12 protein-coding genes are annotated in these 14,185 nt (G+C 66.6%); 8 read left to right on the top strand and 4 right to left on the bottom strand.

What is annotated here, in order from left to right; genetic code table 11:
- Together VK92_RS27765 and phnA are read right to left on the bottom strand one after the other, a co-directional pair.
- A partial coding sequence (locus VK92_RS27765; protein WP_048025650.1) for an aldehyde dehydrogenase family protein occupies positions 1-531 on the bottom strand: 531 nt, incomplete at its 3' end.
- A gap of 29 nt (positions 532-560) precedes the next feature.
- Positions 561-1,799 (bottom strand): phosphonoacetate hydrolase, encoded by a 1,239-nt coding sequence (gene phnA / locus VK92_RS27760; protein ID WP_048025651.1) that lies wholly within the window; start codon positions 1,797-1,799, stop codon positions 561-563.
- A 208-nt stretch (positions 1,800-2,007) separates the two neighbouring features.
- On the opposite strand from phnA, the gene VK92_RS27755 reads away from it, so the two are divergent.
- The 7 genes from VK92_RS27755 (at position 2,008) to VK92_RS27725 (ending at position 9,717) form a co-directional block, all read left to right on the top strand.
- Entirely contained in the window at positions 2,008-3,063 is a 1,056-nt protein-coding gene (locus VK92_RS27755) for a putative 2-aminoethylphosphonate ABC transporter substrate-binding protein (RefSeq protein WP_048025643.1), read from the top strand.
- A 97-nt stretch (positions 3,064-3,160) separates the two neighbouring features.
- On the top strand, positions 3,161-4,252 hold the full coding sequence (locus VK92_RS27750; RefSeq protein ID WP_048025652.1) for a putative 2-aminoethylphosphonate ABC transporter ATP-binding protein: 1,092 nt from the start codon (positions 3,161-3,163) through the stop codon (positions 4,250-4,252).
- Entirely contained in the window at positions 4,249-5,976 is a 1,728-nt protein-coding gene (locus VK92_RS27745) for a putative 2-aminoethylphosphonate ABC transporter permease subunit (RefSeq protein ID WP_048025644.1), read from the top strand. Before VK92_RS27750 ends, VK92_RS27745 begins: the two co-directional genes overlap by 4 nt.
- A gap of 48 nt (positions 5,977-6,024) precedes the next feature.
- Complete coding sequence (locus VK92_RS27740; protein ID WP_048025645.1) at positions 6,025-7,155, top strand: 2-aminoethylphosphonate--pyruvate transaminase; 1,131 nt, start codon at positions 6,025-6,027, stop codon at positions 7,153-7,155.
- A 115-nt stretch (positions 7,156-7,270) separates the two neighbouring features.
- Positions 7,271-8,659 carry an FAD-dependent oxidoreductase gene (locus tag VK92_RS27735; protein WP_048025646.1) on the top strand — a complete coding sequence of 463 codons (1,389 nt, stop codon included), beginning with the start codon at positions 7,271-7,273 and terminating at the stop codon, positions 8,657-8,659.
- Positions 8,660-9,001: 342 nt separating this feature from the next.
- On the top strand, positions 9,002-9,448 hold the full coding sequence (locus VK92_RS43335) for a lipoprotein N-acyltransferase Lnb domain-containing protein (RefSeq protein ID WP_053076309.1): 447 nt from the start codon (positions 9,002-9,004) through the stop codon (positions 9,446-9,448).
- Positions 9,445-9,717, top strand: a complete 273-nt coding sequence (locus tag VK92_RS27725) for a hypothetical protein (RefSeq protein ID WP_048025647.1) — start codon at positions 9,445-9,447, stop codon at positions 9,715-9,717. The genes VK92_RS43335 and VK92_RS27725 overlap by 4 nt, the downstream gene beginning before the upstream one ends.
- Positions 9,718-9,891: 174 nt before the next feature.
- On the opposite strand, the gene VK92_RS27720 is transcribed toward VK92_RS27725, so the two are convergent.
- Positions 9,892-10,617, bottom strand: coding sequence for a phosphonate utilization associated transcriptional regulator (locus VK92_RS27720; protein ID WP_048025648.1), 726 nt, complete (start codon positions 10,615-10,617; stop codon positions 9,892-9,894).
- A 195-nt stretch (positions 10,618-10,812) separates the two neighbouring features.
- Complete coding sequence (locus VK92_RS27715; RefSeq protein WP_048027960.1) at positions 10,813-12,987, bottom strand: phosphocholine-specific phospholipase C; 2,175 nt, start codon at positions 12,985-12,987, stop codon at positions 10,813-10,815.
- Positions 12,988-13,216: 229 nt separating this feature from the next.
- Here VK92_RS27715 and VK92_RS27710 point away from each other — a divergent pair, with 229 nt between their 5' ends.
- Positions 13,217-14,152: a LysR family transcriptional regulator gene (locus VK92_RS27710; RefSeq protein WP_048025605.1), complete on the top strand. Its 936-nt coding sequence runs from the start codon at positions 13,217-13,219 to the stop codon at positions 14,150-14,152.
- Positions 14,153-14,185 lie beyond the last annotated feature (33 nt).

Raw genomic sequence — 14,185 nt, 5'->3', positions numbered from 1 at the left:
CGCGATCGACGGCACGATCTTGTGCGCGACCTGGTTCATCGGATGGTTGAACGGCGTGATCGCCGAAATCACGCCGAGCAGCGGATCGCGCTGCGTGTACACGCGGCGCTTCTTGCCGTGCGGGGTCAGGTCGCACGAGAAGATCTGCCCGTCGTCCTTCAGCACTTCACCGGCGCCGAACGTCAGCACGTCGGCCACGCGGCCCGCCTCGTATGTCGAATCCTTGATGCACAACCCGGCCTCGGCCGTGATCAGCGCCGCGATCTCCGCCGTGCGCGCACGCACGATGTCGGCCGCGCGGCGCAGGATCGCCGCGCGATCGTGGCGCGTGAGCGCCGGCCGGTAAGCACGCGCGGCCGCGAACGCGCGCCGCACGTCGTCGAGTGTCGCCTTCGGCACGGTGCCGACCAGCGCGCCGTCGTACGGGTTGCGCACTTCGATTACCGCGTCGCGATGAATCCGTTCGCCGTCGATTCGCAGTGCTTCGCGACGAATCTCGCGGACGTCCGTCGATGCTGCAATGGCGTTCATGAGTGTGTCCCCTTGCGGATGCGTACGCATCACTGCAGATGGTTGAGCGCGATGTCGATGATGTCGAAGTTGCGCAGCCGCGCGCGGGCCGTGACGTCGCCGGCGACCGGTTTGCTGAAGATCAGCGGCACGATCTGCTCGGAGATCCCGCCGTGCGAACGCAGCGGCACGTCGAGGCCCGACAGGTCGTGCTTGATGCGGCGCGTGCCGAGCACGACGTCCTGCTTAGAGATCACGATCAGGTCGCCCATGCGCGCGGGCGGCAGCTCGAAGCGCGCGCAGCCCTCGGCGCCGGTCAGCACGACCTCGATGCCGTCGACCGCGGCGAGCCGCGCGCGCAGCGCCTCGGCATCGGCCGACGCCGGCACGTAGACGGTCGCGAACGAGCCGAGCGCGCCGTGGTGCACGACGTACGGATCGGTGATCGGCAGGATCACGCGCGCCGCGTCGTGACCGAGCCACGCGTCGAACAGCTCCTGCAGGTAGATCACGTTCGGCTCGCCGGTTTCATCGTCGTGCTTCGCGTTCATCCCGTGGTCGGCCGTGATCGCGACGATCGCGCCGAGTTCGTCGAGGCGCTGCAGGTACGTGTCCATCATCGCGTAGAACGCGTTTGCGCCTTCCGTGCCGGGCGCGCACTTGTGCTGCACGTAGTCGGTGGTCGACAGGTACATCAGGTCGATCGGACGCGTCTCGAGCAGGCGCACGCCGGCCGCGAACACGAATTCCGACAGGTCCGCGCTGTACACGCTCGGCACGGGCTTGCCGACCAGCTCGAGCACGTTGTCGATGCCGTTTTCCTCGACGGTCGCCTCGTCGGCCTTTTCCGACGAGAAGCAGATGCCCTTCAGCCCCTTGCCGAGGAGGCGGCGCAGCTTGTCCTTCGCGGTGACGACCGCGACGCGCGCCCCCTGCTCGGCGAAGGTCGCGAGCACGGTGGGGGCGACCAGGTACTTCGGATCGTTCATCAGCACCTCGGCGCCGGTGTCGCGATCGTAGAAATAGTTGCCGCTTATCCCATGCACCGCCGGCGGCACGCCCGTCACGATCGACAGGTTGTTCGGGTTCGTGAAGCTCGGCACCACGCACTCGCCCTTGAGCGCCGTGCCCGGTTTCAGCAGCGTGCGCAGGAACGGCGCGACGCCGGCCCCGGCGGCTTCCTCCAGGTATTCGTATGCGCAGCCGTCGACGCACACGACCACCACAGGCCGGCGCATCCAGTTGTAGCGGCGGCCGTTCACTTCCACGGATACAGGCGTTTCAGTCATGACGTTCATTCCTTTCAGTTCGAAGGGTAGAGCCGTCGGCGCCCGCGCCGCGCCGAAGGGAGGTGTTTTCCATGCTTGACATTAAAATTGATGATTTGTAGATTGTCAACAACATGCAGAGAACAGAAAGCAAAACAACGCAGCAGCAAGAGGGCTGGTCTCCACTCATCCGCCGTGTGCCGCGGCGCCACAGTCAAGGGGTCTGAAGATGAACGAAGTGCCGGTAAACAAGCGTTTGAATGCATGGGCGGCGGGCGCGGCCCGTCTCGCGCTGGCCGCGGCGGTCGCGCTCGGCGCCGCGCAGGCGGCGCACGCAAAGACGTCGCTGCTCGTCTACACCGCGCTGGAAGACGAGGCGATGAAGCCGTACAAGGACGCGTTCGAGAAAGCGAACCCCGACATCGAGATCCGCTGGGTGCGCGACTCGACCGGCTCGGTCACCGCGAAGCTGCTCGCGGAGAAGAACAATCCGCGCGCGGACGTCGTGCTCGGCCTCGCCGCGTCGAGCCTCACGCTGCTCGACCTGCAGGGCATGCTGATGCCGTACACGCCGAAGGGCTTCGACCAGCTCACGCGCAAGTACAGCGACGCGAACACGCCGCCGCACTGGGTCGGCATGGACGTGTGGGGCGCGACGATCTGCTACAACCGCGTCGCCGCGCAGGCGAAGAACATCCCGAAGCCGACGTCGTGGGAAGACCTGACGAAGCCCGTCTACAAAGGCGCGATCGTGATGCCGAGCCCGGTTTCCTCCGGCACCGGCTACCTCGACGTGACCGCGTGGCTGCAGACCTTCGGCGACGACAAAGGCTGGAAATTCATGGACGCGCTCGACAGGAATGTCGCGCAATACGTGCACTCGGGCTCGAAGCCGTGCACGCTTGCCGGCACCGGCGAATTCCCGATCGGCATCTCGTTCGAGTTCCGCGGCCACGAACTGCAGTCGCAGGGCGCACCGATCGATCTCGTGTTCCCGAAGGAAGGGCTCGGCTGGGACATGGAAGGCACGGCGATCATGAAGACGACGAAGCAGCCCGACGCCGCGAAGAAGCTGGCCGACTTCATGGCGAGCAAGGACGCGAACCAGATCACCGCGCGCTGGTGGGCGATCGTCGCGTACCCGGGTGTCGCCCGCAAGCTCGCCGGCATCCCCGACAACTACTCGGACCTGCTCGTGAAGAACGACTTCGTGTGGTCGGCGAAGAACCGCCAGTCGATCCTCGATACGTGGCAGAAGCGCTACGGGTCGAAAACGCAGCAGTAACGCCGCGACCGGCAGCGGGGCCGCGCCGCGCGCCGCCCCGCGTCACCCTTTCCATCGTCGAATCCGGCCCCCGGGCCGCCCCAGCATGGAGGCGCGCATGGCACCTTATCTGAGCGTAGAACGCATCGAGAAGCGGTACAACGACACGCAGGTCCTGACCGACATCAACCTGAGCGTGATGAAGGGCGAAATGATCTGCTTCCTCGGGCCGTCCGGCTGCGGGAAGACCACGCTGCTGCGAATCATCGCGGGACTCGAAACGCAGAACGCCGGCCACATCATGCAGGACGGCCGCGACATCTCGCGGCTGCCGCCGCAACTGCGCGACTACGGCATCGTGTTCCAGTCGTATGCGCTGTTCCCGAACCTCACCGTGTACGACAACGTCGCGTACGGGCTCGTGAACCGGAAGATGAAGCGCGACGCGATCCACGAGCGCGTGCACACGCTGCTCGCGCTGGTGGGCCTGCCCGACAGCCATCGCAAGCACCCGGGCCAGTTGTCCGGCGGCCAGCAGCAGCGCATCGCGCTGGCGCGCGCGCTCGCGACTTCCCCCGGCCTGCTGCTGCTCGACGAACCGCTGTCGGCGCTCGACGCGCGCGTGCGCGTGCGGCTGCGCCAGGAAATCCGCGCGCTGCAGCAGCGGCTCGGCGTGACGACGATCATGGTCACGCACGACCAGGAAGAAGCGCTGTCGATGGCCGACCGCATCGTCGTGATGAACCACGGCGTGATCGAGCAGATCGGCACGCCGCTCGAAATCTACCGGCAGCCGGCGTCGCCGTTCGTCGCGGATTTCATCGGCCGCGTCAACACGATTCCCGCCGAAGTCGCGCAGGACGGCACGCTGCGCGCGGGCGCGGTCGGCCTCGACTGCCGCCACGGCACGGCACGCCCCGCGCAAGGCGCGGCGGTATCGGTCTACGTGCGGCCGGAAGACCTGCGCATCCGCGTGCCCGGCGAAACGGCCGACAACGTGCTGGCCGGCCGCGTCGAGAAGCTCGAATTCCTCGGCGCGTTCTGCCGCGTGAGCTTCCGCATCGACGGGCTCGACGGCCAGGAAATCGTCGCCGACCTGTCGTATCACGACGTCGACCGCACCGGCGTGGCGGCCGGCGCGCGCATCGATCTCGCGCTCGATCGCGAGCATGTCCGCGTGTTCCCGTGCGCGAAGGAGCGACTGCAATGAGCACCGTCCTGACCGAGCGCCGCCGTGGCGCCTCCGCCCCCGCCGACGTGCGGCAGCTCACGCACTGGCACGACCGCATCGCGCAGTTCGCGCTCGTCGCGATGGCCGCGCTGATGTCGCTGTTCCTGCTGCTGCCGCTCGCGCTCGTCGTGCAGAAATGCTTCGTCGATGCCGACGGGCGATTCGTCGGCGCGCACAACTTCGTCGATTACCTCGAGGACAGCGGCGTGCTGCGCTCGATGCTGCATTCGCTGACGGTCGGCGCGCTGGTCACGATGATCGTCGTGCCGATGGCGTTCACGTTCGCGTATGCGCTGACGCGCTCGTGCATGCCGCTGAAGAACGCGGCGCGCACGATCGCGCTGTTGCCGCTGCTCGCGCCGACGCTGTTGTCCGCGGTGTCGTTCATCTACTGGTTCGGCAACGCGGGGCTGCTGAAGCCGCTGCTGCACGGCCATTCGATCTACGGACTGCCGGGCATCGTGCTGAGCATGGTGTACGCGTCGTTCCCGCACGTGCTGATGATCCTCGTCACCGCGCTGTCGCTCGCGGACGGCCGGCTCTACGAGGCCGCCGACGCGATGGGCACGGGCCGCCTGCGCAAGTTCTTCACGATCACGCTGCCGGGCGCGAAGTACGGGCTGATCAGCGCGACGATGGTCGCGTTCACGATGTGTATCAACGACTTCGGCGTGCCGGTCGTGATCGGCGGCTCGTACAACGTGCTGTCGACCGACATCTACAAGCTGATCATCGGCCTGCAGGACTTCAACCGCAGCGCCGTCGTGAGCCTGATGCTGCTGTGCCCCGCCCTCGTCGCGTTCGGCGTCGACTTCTTCATCCGCCGCCGCCAGCAGTCGCAGCTCGGCGCGCGCTCGACGCCGTACCAGCCGAAACCGTCGCGCGGCTTCGACGCGGCGATGCTCGCGTACTGCACGCTCGTGTGTGCATTCTTCATCGCGGTGGTCGGCATCTCGGTGTTCGCGTCGTTCGTGAAATTCTGGCCGTACCAGATGACCCTCGGGCTGCAGCACTACGAGATGGGGCTGATCGGCGCCGGCATCTTCGACGCGTACAGGAACAGCCTGCGGATGGCCGCGACGGTGGCGATCGGCGGCACGATCGTCGTGTTCGGCGGGGCCTACCTGATCGAGAAGACGCGCGGCGCGCGCTGGCTGCGCGGCTTCATCGCGCTGTGCGCGATCCTGCCGATGGGCGTGCCGGGGCTCGTGCTGGGCATCAGCTACATCTTCCTGTTCAACGCGCCCGGCAATCCGCTGAACGGGCTGTACGGCTCGCTGTGGCTGCTCGCGATCGTCACGGTGGTGCACTACTACGCGTCGAGCCACCTGACGGCCGTCACCGCGCTCAGGCAGATCGACAGCGAGTTCGAGGCCGTGTCCGCGTCGCTGAAGGTGCCTTTCTACAAGACCTTCCTGCGCGTGACCGTGCCCGTGTGCCTGCCCGCGATCCTGCTGATCGCGCGCTACCTGTTCGTCAACGGGATGACGACCGTGTCGGCCGTCGCGTTCCTCTACTCGCCCGACACGCAGCCCGCGTCGGTCGCGATCCTGAACCTCGACGACGCGGGCCAGATGGGCCCGGCCGCCGCGATGGCCACGCTCGTGCTCGCGACGTCGTCGTTCGCCTGCGTGCTGTTCGCGTGCATCTCGCATCGACTGCTGCGCCGTACGCAGGCCTGGCGCAACCCGCATCGCCACTGATTCTTTCGCCGCATTCACGTGACGTCCCGACTTCATCGAGGAGACACCATGACGCTCGCTGCCCAGCCCATCCTGCTCACCCCCGGCCCCCTGACCACCTCCGACCGCACGCGCGACGCGATGCTGCGCGACTGGGGATCGTGGGACAGCGACTTCAACACGATCACCGCGCGGCTGCGCGAACGCCTGCTGCAGATCGTGCACGGCGAAGGCACGCACGAATGCGTGCCGCTGCAAGGCAGCGGCACGTTCTCCGTCGAGGCGGCCATCGGCACGCTCGTGCCGCGCGACGGCCACGTGCTCGTGCCGAACAACGGCGCGTACTGTCAGCGCATCGCGAAGATCTGCCGCGTGCTCGGCCGCAAGCTCACGACGATCGACTACAGCGAGGATCGCCGCGTCGATCCGGCCGACGTCGAGCGCACGCTCGCCGCCGATCCGTCCATCACGCACGTCGCACTCGTGCACTGCGAGACGGGCGCCGGCGTGCTGAACCCGCTGCACGAGATCGCGCAGGTCGTCGCGAAGCACGGCCGCGCGTTGATCGTCGATGCGATGAGCTCGTTCGGCGCGATCGACATCGACGCGCGCACGACGCCGTTCGATGCGGTGATCGCCGCGTCCGGCAAATGCCTCGAAGGCGTGCCGGGGCTCGGCTTCGTGATCGCGAAGCGCAGCACGCTCGAACGCTGCGAAGGCAACAGCCATTCGCTCGCGATGGACCTGTACGACCAGTGGGTCTACATGCAGCGCACGACGCAGTGGCGCTTCACGCCGCCGACCCACGTGGTCGCGGCGCTCGACGCGGCCGTCGCGCAATACGTCGACGAAGGCGGGCTCGCCGCGCGCGGCGGCCGCTACCAGCGCAACACGCGCGCGCTGATCGACGGGATGCTCGCGCTCGGCTTCCGGCCATTCCTCGATCCGGCGATCCAGGCGCCGATCATCGTCACGTTCCATGCGCCGGACGATCCGAACTACGACTTCAAGCGGTTCTACCAGGAGGTCAAGAAACGCGGCTACATCCTGTATCCGGGCAAGCTCACCGAGGTCGAGACGTTCCGGGTCGGCTGCATCGGCCACTTCGGCGAAGCCGGCATCCCGGGCGCCGTCGCCGCGATCGCCGACACGCTGAAAGCGATGGGCGTGCGCCGCGTATCGGCCGAAGCGGCGGCCTGACGTGACGCAATACGACGTGACGTGATGTGACGTACCCCGCCGCGTGCACGTTCGCATGCGGCGGCCGCTTTTCCCGTGCCGTGCACGGCACGGCCCCTTTTCGGCGAACCCTCCCATGCGACCCTTCTGGATCGAACAAGCGCTGTTCAACGACGGCGATCTCGCCCCGGCGCTGCAAGGTGCGACGCGGGCCGACGTCTGCATCGTCGGCGGCGGCTTCACCGGGCTCTGGACCGCGATCCAGGCCAAGCAGCAGAACCCCGCGCTCGACATCGCGATCGTCGAGGCCGACCTGTGCGGCGCGGGCGCGAGCGGCCGCAACGGCGGCTGCCTGCTCACGTGGTCCGCGAAATTCCTGACGCTGCGGCGGCTGTTCGGCGAAGCCGAGGCGATCCGGCTCGTGAAGGCCTCCGAAGCGGCCGTGCAGCACATCGCCGATTTCTGCCGCGCGCACGACATCGATGCCGAGCTGCGGCTCGACGGCACGCTGTACACCGCGACGTCGCGCGCGCAGGTCGGCACGCTCGCGCCGGTACTCGATGCGCTCGCCGCGTGCGGCATCCACAGCTACGAGCCGCTGCCGCCCGCCGAAGTCGCGCGCCGCTCGGGTTCCGCACGCAACCTCGACGGCGTCTACTCGCCGATCGCCGCGACCGTGCATCCCGGCAAGCTCGTGCGCGGGCTGCGCCGCGTCGCGCTTGCGATGGGCATCCGGATCCACGAGCGCACGCCGATGCTCGACTTCACGCCCGGCCAGCCGGCCGTCGTGCGCACGCCGTCGGGCAGCGTGAGCGCGGGCAAGCTCGTGTTCGCGATCAACGCATGGATGGCGAGCCGCTTCCCGCAGTTCGAACGCACGATCGCGGTCGTGTCGAGCGACATGGTCATCACCGAGAAATGCCCGGAACTGCTCGAGAAGACCGGGCTCGTGGACGGCGTGTCGGTGCTCGATTCGCGGATCTTCGTCTACTACTACCGCACCACCGCCGACGGGCGGCTGATGCTCGGCAAGGGCGGCAACACGTTCTCGTGGCGCAGCCGCATCGCACCGGTGTTCGACCGGCGTTCGCCATACGAGGCGCAGCTCACGCAAAGCCTGCGCGAATTCTTCCCGTCGCTCGCGGGCGTGCCGGTCACGGCGAGCTGGAACGGGCCGTCGGATCGATCGGTCACCGGCTTCCCCTTCTTCGGCCGCCTGGACGATGCGCCGAACGTGTTCTACGGCTTCGGCTATTCGGGCAACGGCGTGGGGCCGACCTACATGGGCGGGCAGATTTTGTCGTCGCTGGTGCTCGGCCTCGACAACGCATGGACGCGCAGCCCGATCGTGCGCGGCCCGCTCGGCCATTTCCCGCCGGAGCCGATCCGCTATGTCGGCGCGCATGTCGTGCGCAATGCGATCCGCCGCAAGGAGCGCGCGGAGGACGAGAGCCGGCAGCCGGCGGCCGTCGATACGTGGCTCGCGAAGTTTGCGAGCGCGGCGGGGAAGGCGGACAAGGCGTGACGGGAGGGCACCATGCGCGGGGGATCAGGAAAACCCGGGCGACACGCCAAGCGCTATCCCGCCGCCGGCTTTTTTGAGCCCTCGCCTCGCCCGATTGGCAAGCGAGGAAATCCCGTCCATGGAGCAAGTCCAATCTCCCCCATCGTGATTCCCGCAAAACAGGCAACCCGTCATCCAATTTACTGCGCATCGATGAGACATGTCCCAATACAGACATAATTAACAAATGGATTTACCATCTATCGAATATTTATTTTTCGATTAAATGTCTCGATTTTGCAATCAAGATCATCATGATAGGATTTCGTTAATTCGATAGATAATCAATTCAATTCATCCTTCATGCATTCGTCAGCAACCGTCGAAATCCTGATTAGCGACTCTCGATCCATCTCGAGAGGATCCCAGTTCGGACATGCCGCGATCGCAATCGACGGAATCGTATATGGCAGGGCGCATCCGGGGTGGGACGTCGATAACATCCGGAGCTATCTGAATCGCCAGCAAACCAGGATGCAACGCGATACGATCGGCTATCTCCTCAACAGCTCCGAGGACGAGAAGAAGATCATTGTTTCCGAGATTAAACGCCGTCGACATGAAAACAAGCCATACTCGCTCGTCGACAACAATTGCTCGTCGAACATAGCCGAATTACTGGGCAAGGCGGGAATTCTGGCTTATGACCCAAGGTGGCAACTGCCGGGCATCATAGCCCCTGCGGATTTGATGACCGGTCTGCGCCACTCGAAACGCCTGATTGGAATCCGACGATATCCCAAAAAATGATGCGCCTTCTGCTATTCGCCGCACTCACCATGACGATCGGTGCGTGCTCGAAATATAAAGACGAGAAGTGGACAGCGCTTCAGAACATGCCTGCGTTTGCCGAGCCCAACGACGATAGGACCCAGCCGATCTTTACGGTCAGGAAAGGTGAATCCTGTGTTCCATTGACGGATCGTGTTGCCAAAATTTACGCGTACACGGAAGTGCACTGCGAATCCGGCACGGGCTGGGTTCTGGACGATGCCTTTGATAAACGACGCGGCAAATGATCGCCTGCCGGCGATCCTTGCATTCAGCCCGGGCGCCTTCGATTTCGACCGGGGCTACGCCTGTCCGATGCGACCAGCAAGCCAGCCGAAACTCGCAATGCAAGAACGGAAGGCGGTGAGCGCCCGGTCAACGCTCTTTCGTCATCAATGTGCGATGACGCCCGCCGCCCCCACTCACGCGCCAGCCTTCTCCCGCGCCGCCTTGCCCGTCGCGGGCAGCCCCTGCTCGTGCGTTCGGCGCATCCGCGCAAGGCCATGCGAAACGTGCTCGCGCACCAGCGCGACCGCCTGCTCCTCGTCGCCCCGTGCGAGCGCCTGCACGATCTTGTCGTGCTCGGCGGCGGACACCGCGATCGCGTCTTCCTCGGCCTCGATCGCGGCCTGGCGCAGCAGCCCGAGCTGGCGCACCAGCCGGCGGTAGGTATCGGTGAGGTGCGTATTGCCGACGCCGACGACCATCGCGTCGTGGAACTGCACGTTCAGCTCCGTATAGCGCGTGACGTCGTGGGTCTTCGCGGCGTCCTTCATCGACTGGATGATGCCCTTCAGCACCTTCAGCGTGTCGGGCGAGATGCGCTTCGCGAGCGCGCGCGCGACCGACTCGTCGAGCATCGCGCGCACTTCATAGATCTCCTCGGCCTCGCGCAGCGGCACGACGCGCACCGTCACGCCGCGGTTCTTCTCGTTACGCAGCAGGCCGGCCTGCTCGAGCGCCCGGAACGCTTCGCGCACGGGGCCGCGCGACACGTTCAGCCTGGTCGCGATCTCGACTTCGTTGAGCTTCTCGCCGGGTGCGTATTCGCCGGAGACGATCGCGCGCTCGAGCATGTCCTGGACGATCATCGCGAGCGACTGGCTTTGCAGGAGTTCGATGGCGCTGAGCGCGTTCGGGGCTGTCATGGTCGGGCAGGCAGCAAGGCTGCGGTAGGGAACGAGGGCGCCATATCGGCGAATGATCCTTGTATACCCTCGGCCCGCCACATTGTCAACAGTTTTCAGTTTCCAAAAGCCAATTCCACGTACCGGGATGCAGGCGGCAGGCGGTGCTCGCGCGGCGGGCCGACCTCGCCCGCATCGCGCGACGCGTGACGGTCGTCAGGCCGTCGTGTGCTTCACCGGCCCCGGATCGCTGTGGCTCGGCCGGCCCGTCTCGACGTGGCCCGCGAAGCGGCGCACGACCTTGTCGTCGCCGCCGCGCAGCGTCGTCGCGGTAATCGTCAGATCGTACCAGCCGTGACTCGACGACAGCGCGAAGTGATCCTCGACGCGTTCGCCCGGCTCCAGCGTGTAGGTGCGCGCATGCGCATGGCTGTACGCATTGTCGACCGTCACGCGGCAGGTCGCGCGGCCGCTGTTGCGCAGTTGCAGGTACACGTGACAGTTGCGCACGTCGTAGCCGATCCGCGCTTCGGGGTTCGCGTGCCGCCCGTCGGCCGCGAGCCGCGTGTTGCCCTGGAACTCGCACAGATAGCCGTTCGGGCCGTATGCCGCGAGATGGTAATCGCCGCGCGCGGCAGACGTGTTCCACGTGTCGACGAAGCGATCGCGCGCGGACACCGCATAACGACGCGGCGGCGTCGCCGGATTGCGGCGGTCGTACACGTAGAACGCCGCACCCGCGTCGCCGGTGTTCGCGAAGTCGAGCGACACGCTGTCGTCATGGCCGCTCACGCGGCTGTGTACGAACAGCTCGTACGGCAGCGCCCGCGCCGGCCGCGTGCCGGGTTCCTGCGCCGGCATCGCCTGCTGCGCGGGCACCTGGTACGCCTGGCCGGCCGTCGCGATGTGCTGCGGCACCGTGAAGCTCACCGTGCGCGTGTCGGGGCGCGCGGAGAAGTCGAACGCCGACGTGAGGTCGCCGCAGATCGAGCGGCGCCATGCGCTGATGTTCGGTTCCTTCACGCCGAAGCGCGCTTCGAGGAAACGCAGCACCGACGTATGGTCGAACGTCTCCGAGCAGACCCAGCCGCCCTTCGTCCACGGCGAGATGATGATCAGCGGCACGCGCGGCCCGAGGCCGATCGGCTGGATGCCGCCCGGGTCCGCGCCCGGCACGAGCGGGCTCATTTCGCCCGGGTACCTGTTCAGGTCGAGCAGCTCGTCGCCTAGGTTCGACAGCAGGTTCGACGACACGATGCCCTGGCCGCCCACGCCGCTCGTGACCGGCGGCACCGGCGGCACGACGTGATCGAACAGCCCGTCGTTCTCGTCGTAGTTGAGGATGAACACCGTCTTCGCCCACACCTCCGGGTTCGACGTCAGCGCCTCGAGCACCATGTTGATGTAGAACGCGCCGTCGGTCGGCGACGCCTGCGGGTGCTCGCTGTACTTGTACGGCGCGACGATCCACGACACCTGCGGCAGCCGGTTCGCCTGCACGTCGGCCTTCAGCTCGGCGAGCGTGTGGTCCGACGCGCCCTTGTCGACCAGCGGGCCGCTCGCGCCTTCCTTCACCTGGAACTTCTTGAAGAACATCAGCGAGTTGTCGGTGTAGTTGTCGGTCGGGTCGCCCGGGATGCCCGTGCCGCCCTGGTACACCTTCCAGCTGATCTTCGCGTTCTCGAGGCGCTCGGCGTAGGTCGTCCACGTGTAGCCGTTCACGTCGTCGCGCTCGCCGATGCCCGGGCCGTTCGGCGGGGTGCCGTAGATGTTGCGCGGGTCGACCGTGCCGGTCCACAGGTAGATGCGGTTCGGCGCGGTGTCGGCGTGCGCGGAACAGAAGTACGAATCGCAGATCGTGAACGCGTCGGCCAGTGCGTAGTGGTACGTGAGGTCCTGGCGCTTCAGGTAGCCCATCGTCAGCACGTCCTGCTTCTGGTTCACCCACTGGTCCCACTGGCCGTTGTTCCAGGACAGGTGGCCGCTGCTCCAGCCGTGGTTGGTGCCCGGCTGGAACTCGGTCGTCTGCTTCGGATCGAGGTAGAACGGCAGCACGTACGGCGCCGACGGATCGAGGCCGCGCGAATGGTAGTTCTTCGTGAACACCGATGCCGGTGGCTGCTGCCACACCGGTGCGCCGCTCGGCAGCAGGTGCGGGCGCGGGTCGTTGAAGCCGCGCACGCCGCGCAGCCCGCCGAAGTAATGGTCGAACGAACGGTTTTCCTGCATGAAGATCACGACGTGCTCGACGTCGCGGATCGTGCCCGTGCGGTAGGCGGCCGGCATCGCCAGCGCATTGCGGATCGCGGGCGGGAAGCCCGCGTAGGCGGCCATCGCACCGGCCGACTGCGCGGCGAGGCGCAGGAAATCGCGTCGATTGTTCGAAGACATGAAGGGAACCCTGTTGTCGGTAGGAGTGGGGCGCCGGTCGAGCGGGGCCGGCGGTCGATGTGTTACGCGCTATTACCCCGCACCGGCATGTCCCGGCCGTGACCGGTTCCAGCAGGTTTCTTGCGCTCACCCCCAGCTTTTTTTCGAAGCGGCGCACGACGCGCCTTTCATGCGGCCGACACACGCATGCGCTACGCTGACGCGCGATGAAGAGGGGAGAAGCCGAGTCGTGTTCGATCAGCTGAAGGCGTTCCACGCGACCGTCCGGCAGGGCAGCATCACGCGCGCCGCGCGCCACCTGGGCGTGAGCCAGCCGACGATTGCCGCGCAGATCCGGCAGGTCGAGCAGCTGTACGGCGTCGAGCTGTTCTACCGCAGCGGCCGCAAGCTCGAGGTCACCGAGACGGGTATCGAGCTGCTGCCGCTCGTCGAGAAGATGATCGCGCTCGAGGCGCAGGCCGACATCATGCTGCGCAACGTCGGCGGCCTGTTCGAAGGGCACCTGCGGATCGGCGCGACGGGGCCGTACTACATCATGGACGCGGTCGGCCGCTTCTCGAACGCGCATCCGTCGATCGCGCTCACGTGCCGGATCGGCAACTCCGAGGAAATCCTGCAGGCGCTGCAGGAATTCCGCATCGATCTCGCGGTATCGTCGCAGCGCAACGACGCCGAAGGCCTCGAACGCAAGGTGATCTCGACCGACCCGCTCGTGCTCGTCGTGCATCGCACGCATCCGCTCGCGCGTTTCGACGCGATCGATCCGGCGCAGCTCGCCGACGTGCGGCTGCTGATTCGCGAGGAAGGCTCGGTGACGCGCCGCTGCACGGAGACGATCCTCGCGGCGGCCGGCGTCGCGGCCGTATCGATGGCCGAGATCGGCAGCCGCGAAGCGATCCGCGAGGCGATCCTGCACGGCGTGGGCGGCAGCCTGTTTCCGCTCGGCGAGGCCGAGCGCCATCCCGACCTGCGCGTGATCGCGCTGCGCGGCGTCGACACGACGATCGACGAATACGTGTACTACCTGAAGGCGCGCCGCCAGAGCCCCGCGATCGACGCGTTTCTCGCGTGCATCCTGCCGGCCGACGGCAACACGGCTGCGGTGGCCTCGGCAGCCGGGGCGGATGAAGCAGGACGAACGGCGCGGCGGGCGAACGCGCGCTGAACTGCCGCGCGTTCGCCGGTTCCGCACTTTGCC

It is taken from the genome of Burkholderia sp. LK4, assembly GCF_001043615.1.
Lineage (GTDB): Bacteria > Pseudomonadota > Gammaproteobacteria > Burkholderiales > Burkholderiaceae > Burkholderia > Burkholderia cepacia.
Note: the sequence above shows the minus strand (reverse complement) of the source record. Positions and strands in the feature narration are given on the sequence as shown.

Excerpts from the sequence above, each read along its gene's own strand:
- phnA (WP_048025651.1), bottom strand. The coding sequence starts at position 1,799 with ATGACTGAAACGCCTGTATCCGTGGAAGTGAACGGCCGCCGCTACAAC.
- VK92_RS27755 (WP_048025643.1), top strand. The coding sequence starts at position 2,008 with ATGAACGAAGTGCCGGTAAACAAGCGTTTGAATGCATGGGCGGCGGGC.
- VK92_RS27750 (WP_048025652.1), top strand. The coding sequence starts at position 3,161 with ATGGCACCTTATCTGAGCGTAGAACGCATCGAGAAGCGGTACAACGAC.
- VK92_RS27745 (WP_048025644.1), top strand. The coding sequence starts at position 4,249 with ATGAGCACCGTCCTGACCGAGCGCCGCCGTGGCGCCTCCGCCCCCGCC.
- VK92_RS27740 (WP_048025645.1), top strand. The coding sequence starts at position 6,025 with ATGACGCTCGCTGCCCAGCCCATCCTGCTCACCCCCGGCCCCCTGACC.
- VK92_RS27735 (WP_048025646.1), top strand. The coding sequence starts at position 7,271 with ATGCGACCCTTCTGGATCGAACAAGCGCTGTTCAACGACGGCGATCTC.
- VK92_RS43335 (WP_053076309.1), top strand. The coding sequence starts at position 9,002 with ATGCATTCGTCAGCAACCGTCGAAATCCTGATTAGCGACTCTCGATCC.
- VK92_RS27725 (WP_048025647.1), top strand. The coding sequence starts at position 9,445 with ATGATGCGCCTTCTGCTATTCGCCGCACTCACCATGACGATCGGTGCG.
- VK92_RS27720 (WP_048025648.1), bottom strand. The coding sequence starts at position 10,617 with ATGACAGCCCCGAACGCGCTCAGCGCCATCGAACTCCTGCAAAGCCAG.
- VK92_RS27715 (WP_048027960.1), bottom strand. The coding sequence starts at position 12,987 with ATGTCTTCGAACAATCGACGCGATTTCCTGCGCCTCGCCGCGCAGTCG.